Source organism: Bradyrhizobium sp. NAS80.1 (genome assembly GCF_001908205.1).
Lineage (GTDB): Bacteria > Pseudomonadota > Alphaproteobacteria > Rhizobiales > Xanthobacteraceae > Bradyrhizobium.
Genome location: NZ_LGHL01000318.1, coordinates 1 through 4,488, shown reverse-complemented (window position 1 = coordinate 4,488; position 4,488 = coordinate 1). Strand labels below are relative to the sequence as shown.

5 protein-coding genes and 1 pseudogene are annotated in these 4,488 nt (G+C 61.9%); 3 read left to right on the top strand and 3 right to left on the bottom strand.

The window, feature by feature from the left end; all coding sequences use genetic code 11:
• A pseudogene (locus tag AC629_RS42525) lies at positions 1-922 on the top strand (hypothetical protein); the annotation flags it as partial.
• A 121-nt stretch (positions 923-1,043) separates the two neighbouring features.
• On the opposite strand, the gene AC629_RS42520 reads toward AC629_RS42525, so the two are convergent.
• Entirely contained in the window at positions 1,044-1,415 is a 372-nt protein-coding gene (locus AC629_RS42520) for a DUF1515 family protein (protein ID WP_084810589.1), read from the bottom strand.
• The gene (locus AC629_RS42515; protein WP_210419206.1) at positions 1,412-2,341 is read right to left on the bottom strand and encodes a lysozyme family protein; all 930 of its coding nucleotides are present in this window, start codon (positions 2,339-2,341) and stop codon (positions 1,412-1,414) included. The genes AC629_RS42520 and AC629_RS42515 overlap by 4 nt, the downstream gene beginning before the upstream one ends.
• A gap of 149 nt (positions 2,342-2,490) precedes the next feature.
• Between AC629_RS42515 and AC629_RS42510 the strand changes: the two genes are divergently transcribed.
• Together AC629_RS42510 and AC629_RS42505 are read left to right on the top strand one after the other, a co-directional pair.
• Positions 2,491-3,540 (top strand): acyltransferase family protein, encoded by a 1,050-nt coding sequence (locus tag AC629_RS42510; protein ID WP_084810588.1) that lies wholly within the window; start codon positions 2,491-2,493, stop codon positions 3,538-3,540.
• Entirely contained in the window at positions 3,528-4,184 is a 657-nt protein-coding gene (locus tag AC629_RS42505) for an alpha/beta hydrolase (RefSeq protein WP_084810587.1), read from the top strand. Before AC629_RS42510 ends, AC629_RS42505 begins: the two co-directional genes overlap by 13 nt.
• On the opposite strand, the gene AC629_RS48005 is transcribed toward AC629_RS42505, so the two are convergent.
• The coding region (locus AC629_RS48005; protein WP_210419205.1) for a hypothetical protein at positions 4,168-4,488 on the bottom strand (321 nt) is incomplete at its 5' end. The genes AC629_RS42505 and AC629_RS48005 overlap by 17 nt on opposite strands.

Genomic DNA, 4,488 nt, shown 5'->3' with positions numbered 1-4,488 from the left:
CTTTATGGATCCTGTCGCCGGAAACGCCGGCACCGGACCGGAGCTGAGATTTGGAGGCTCGGTCGTCATCGCGGGTCAGTTTGGCTCCAGCTGGACACTGCTCGGTGCGGAACAAACGTCGAGCGGGTACGAAGTTGCCTGGAAGAACACAACCACTGGCAGTTTTACGGTATGGAGCACCGACAGTAATGGCAACGAAGTCTCCGGCACTTCGGAAACGGCTGCGTCGATTGTCTCGTTCGAGACGAGTTTCCACCAGGATTTGAACGGCGATGGAGTGATCGGTCCTCCTCAGTCTCCCTCCGCGACGGTGATTGAGGCGTTTGGAGCCACCAAGCTCGATCAGATCGGCAACAATTACTTCATGGATCCTGTCGCCGGAAACGCCGGGACTGGACCGGAGCTGAAGTTTGGGGGGGCGGTCGTCATCGCGGGTCAGTTTGGCTCCAGCTGGACACTGCTCGGTGCCGAACAAACCTCGAGCGGGTACGAGGTGGCGTGGAAGAACACAGCCACCGGCAGTTTTACGGTATGGAATACCGACAGTAACGGCAACGAAGTCTCCGGCTCTTCGGAAACGGCTGCGTCGATTGTCTCGTTCGAAACGAGTTTCCACCAGGATCTGAACGGCGATGGAGTGATCGGCGCCCCTGCAACGACAACAACTTCTGTGCCGACGATATCAATGAGCTATCAAGATTCGGCGAACTTCAATTTCCGATCGAACATAGACGCAAGCAGCCACCTTGGAAGCTTTGTTCAACTCGGGGGCGATAGCGGCTTGCCGTCGCATGCAGAGAGCCCCACGCCGGCATGCGAGTTCCAACACTTGCTCGAACATGCGATTGCGGCGGCTCCCGATCTTGGCCACGCCCTCACGGGCTTGTTCGGCGATCACCTTGACCATTTTTTGATTCGCTGAAGCCAAAGAGGCGTGGATGGGCCAAGCGCCGCCAACACCGAGAGCAGTGCGACGACTATGGCCGCGGCGATCAGGATCTTCTGCAGGCCCGCCTCGAGGCCGTGCAGCTCATAGAGACTCTTCATTTCAGCGTCACCGAGAAGAAGTGCGAGGCGACATAGAGCGCGAACGCGCCGCCGCCGCCCGACATCACCCAATAGATCCAGCGGCCAGCCTTGGCCGCGCCGGCGATTTGCTGACGCGCCTCGAGGACGCCGTCGACGATCGGTTTCATGATCGCGATGTCGGCGATCGCAGTGCCGACGAGGCCCTCGAGCTTGCGGACATCGTCGCGCATCGCGTCGATCTTCTGATGCATGTCGCGCCGGCCGAGCGAGGCCTTTTCGTCCTGGTCGCGCCATTGCGAAGTGAGCGACTTGACGGTCGTCTCGAGCCCGCCGAGCGTTCGGGCGAAGTCCCGCAGCGCAGCCTGGATGGATTCCGCTTCTGTCACTTCGCGCCCTCGCTGCCGTAGGTCTGCCGAACGCCCTCGTGCCAGGCGCGCCCTTCCTTGATCCGGTCGTTCGCCACTTTCAGCGCATCGCGCGTGCGCGCCAGGCGTTCGCGCGCGTCGCTATTGAGGCTTGCGCTGGGGTCGCCAGCCGCCTCGGTCCGGCCTTTCGGCACAAGCTGCCGTCGATCGCGCCGGCATCGAAATAGCCGAGCTCGCGCAGGCGGGTTTGCAGCTGCACCACGACATTGGGATCGGGCGCCAGCGGCACCGCCTCGAGCTTCGCATGTTTGGTCCGGATGGTGCGTGGCGAGCCCATGCTCGAACAGCACCGCCTCATGCTCGCGCCGCTTGTAAACGCCGTTGGTCGGCGCCCACAGCCGCTTGATCGAGCGGATCAGGCCGGGAATGCGCGCCAGATCGCCGCTGGCGACGCAGGCGCGGATCTCGCGCATCTCGGCATAGCGCGGACCGCCCTTGACGAAGCCGGCGGCATCGCGGTTGAGCGCGATCGAGAACAGCACGCCCTTGCAATCCGGACCGAGGCTGCCCGCGCCAGGGCAATAGCGCTCGAGGATCGCCAGATAGCGCGGCAGGTCGCGGCCGGCGAACACGTCGATTGCGGTCGCAAAGGAGATGTCGACCGCGTGGCCGTAGCGGCGGACATAGGCCGCAGCCTTGTCGCCGCGCACGCCGGCCGCGCCTCTCAGGATATTCAGCTCGATATCGGAGACCCGGCCGCGCCAGTCGGCCTCGATCTGCGCAGCGCGCTGCGTGCCGAAGTCATAGCCGATGCCGCCGGTCGGGCCGGACTGATCGCCGGGATATTCGAGGCCGCGGTAATGACGATTGTAATAGGCCTCGCCGGTCACCTCCTCGGCGACGACGAGATCGAACGCGGCACGCGAAATGCCATGCAAGTCGAGCATGAGGGTGGGCTCCTGATGTCAGAGAGGAAGGCCTTGAGGGCGCCGCCGGCGTGCTAACGGCCTTGCACGGGCCGGTTGTGGCGGGGTAGGACTTGGGGCGGTTGGAGCGCCCAAAATTGAGCTTTGCGGATACTCGACGATTTGACGTTATGCGGGGTGTGGCGGCGATCGTTGTCCTGGTCGCACATTCAGCCCAGTGCTTCGTCTGGCGGCTCTACGGCGCGGGCTCTTACTGGGAGATGGCGTCAGGCTGGTCCGCTCGATTTGCCGTGCTGGCCTTCTTTCTCCTTTCGGGCCGGCTCATCACTGCAAGCATAGCGGCCAATATCAAACGCAACGGTCGATTTGAGCCGATCGACTATCTGTTCAGCCGCGTCGCCAGGCTCTATCCGCCATTGATCTTTGCCGTGGTCCTGATCCTCGCGACGGTCGCGATCGTTCAGGCGTTCGGATTGCCTGGATCGAACGGCACCCCGCTTGGAACTGTCCGTGCCTCAGGACTCTCCTTCTCCGGGACCGAGTTGGCAAAGTGCCTGCTGCTCTACGATGGCATGACCGTCGTCGATGGGCCGTTGTGGACGCTCTACATCGAGGTGAAACTCTACGTGGCAGCCGGCGGAATTGCCCTGCTCGCCTTCGGACGGTCGCCGGTCTCCCGTCTCATCGGCGCGGCGCTGGTGCTCGCGGTCATATGGACCGGCCCCATCCATCACCGTTTCTGGTTCTTCGCCACCATTTGGTGCCTCGGCGCCCTCACAAACATACAAGCCACAACACGGCCCGCGATATTCGCTGCTGCTTGGGCCGCCGCGGCTCTGGCCTGTTCCATCACGTCGGTCCCGATCGACTACATCGACAGCCGGTCTGGCACCGCCCTTCAGGTGATCGGATGCGCCCTGCTTGCCTATGCGCTGTTGGTGCGCAACTGGGCTGAGGTCGATTATCCGGCGTGGTTGGCGCGGACTGGAGATTTCTCCTATACGCTCTACGTCAGCCACTTTCCCGTCCTTGCGTTGGGGCTTTCGCTGTCCCTCGCAGTCGCCCCCACATCTGTCACGGCGGCGGCTGTGGCGGCCCTCCTGTCCGCCAGCGCAGCGCTCTTGATCGCGATCGTTGCGGCGCGTCCGCTCGAAAATACAGCTGCCTACAAACGAGCTTTGAAACGATGTTTAGCCGCAGAGCCCTCTTGGGCGGCATAGCCGCAACTGTTGCGGTCTCAAACGCCATTGCCGCGACGTCCAAGCCGGTCGTGTTCTGGTTCTACGGGTCAGTCGCCGACTCGATCAAAGACTGCCCGTTCCCGGCGGATCAGTTTCAGATCCACTCCGTCGATATTCCGTGCCATGGCGCCGACGTCAGACCAGGCGAGCCGGCCGGACTTGAGGGATGGCGCTATCGCCTCGATCGCCATGAAGCTCTGCTTAATCAGTTCCTGCAAAAGTGCAGCGCGACCCTCGATACCATCGCAGCCCCCACGGCCATCGTCGGCGGTGTCTCTCGTGGGGCGTTCGCCGCAATGCACTTGAGTGCCCGCGATCCGCGCTTCCAGCGGATCGTTGCGCTCTCGCCTGTGACCGACCTTCGCAAGCTTACCGAATTCAACGGTTATACCGGCGATGTCCTTCCACTTGATGTCGATGCTCTCTCAAAAAGGCGCCTATTAATTGCGATGCAGAGCCAGGACGACCGTGTTTCCACGTCCAGCGCGATCAATCTTGTTTCGCGCATCGCCGACGGCAAGAGACCGGCTGATGTACGCTTGCTCATAGAGCCCGGCGACCAGCATACCGTCACCGAGGTCGCCAGATCCGAGGCCGTCCGTTGGGTCAACCGCTCTGAATGAAGCTCACGATTCCAGGCTTCATCAGCGTAGTGATGCCAGCTCGCCCCGTCGTGTTATTGAAGTGGACTGCATCGTAACGGTAGCTGGTCTCGAGCGTGTCCAAATCGCAGAGTGAACGGACGCGGCCGCCATCCGGCGGCGCAGCCTGCGCGTTGCGAACCCGATTCTGATTCGTAGTCGTGCTCGATAGTCGTCCGTGAAGAATACGGATCGGTCTGAGAAATAAGCAGAATTGGTCTTGATATAATATTCGATTTTGCAGGAAAGCGAGGTGTTGGACCTCGCTTTCTTGCGTTTTGGGATT

What these genes read in the sequence shown, in the direction of transcription:
- AC629_RS42515 (WP_210419206.1), bottom strand. Translation starts at nt 2,341, where the DNA reads ATGCTCGACTTGCATGGCATTTCGCGTGCCGCGTTCGATCTCGTCGTC.
- AC629_RS42510 (WP_084810588.1), top strand. Translation starts at nt 2,491, where the DNA reads ATGCGGGGTGTGGCGGCGATCGTTGTCCTGGTCGCACATTCAGCCCAG.